This is a genomic window from Winkia sp. C0117E2 (assembly GCF_056590455.1).
In genome coordinates this window covers 1-960 of the sequence record NZ_JBWPWD010000012.1, presented here as the reverse complement: position 1 = coordinate 960, position 960 = coordinate 1, and the positions used below count along the sequence as shown (strand labels likewise).

Below are 960 nucleotides of genomic sequence, written 5' to 3'. Positions count from 1 at the left end.
CACTAACTCGCAGGCTCATTCTTCAATAGGCACGCCATCACCCAACAAACAGGCTCTGACGGCTTGTAAGCGCCCGGTTTCAGGAACTATTTCACTCCCCTCCCGGGGTACTTTTCACCATTCCCTCACGGTACTAATCCACTATCGGTCACAAGTAAGTATTCAGGCTTACCCAGTGGTCTGGGCAGATTCACACGAGATTCCACGAGTCCCGCACTACTCGGGCACCTTCTCCAAACCAGAACAATCATCAAAAACTACACGACTCTCACGCACTACGGCAGGCCATTCCAAACCCTTCGCCAAAACAATCATCCCGGAATCTACTCGCCGGCAGACAAGCAACAAAAAGACCCCACAACACCGCACACGCAACCCCTGCCGAGTATCACACGCACACGGTTTAGCCATCATCCGCTTTCGCTCACCACTACTCACGAAATATCTTCTCCTAAGGGTACTAAGATGTTTCACTTCCCCTCGTACCTCCCACACACCTATCAATTCAGTGCGCAGTAACCCCCAAAACAGGAGGCTAGGTTACCCCATTCGGAAACCCCCAGATCAACGCTCGCTCGCCAACTCCCCAGGGAATAACGCAGGCCGCCACGTCCTTCATCAGCCACTCATGCCAAGACATCCACCGAACGCCCATAGCAACTAACAAAACAAGAACAAACCAAAAACAAAACAAGTTCAAAAACTCGAAAAAAGCATCAACAAAGACACTCACGTCCACTATACAGTTCACAAAACAACCAACCCACAACCACCCAGCACCCACCAAAAACAGCAAACACCAGACAGAAAAGGCACGAACCAAAATGATTGATCCAGCACCCGATAGTGCGAGCCCCAAAAAAAGAGCCAAACTTTTCATTCCCACTCACAAATTGTGTGGTCCCATATAAAAACACCAACCCCCCTGCCCAACCAAACAACAATCAGACAAACAAAAAA

1 rRNA gene is annotated in these 960 nt (G+C 49.5%); it reads right to left on the bottom strand.

Annotation, left to right across the window (positions count from 1 at the left end):
• A 23S ribosomal RNA gene (locus AC1EKG_RS10410) occupies positions 1-667 on the bottom strand; the annotation flags it as partial.
• Positions 668-960: the final 293 nt, after the last annotated feature.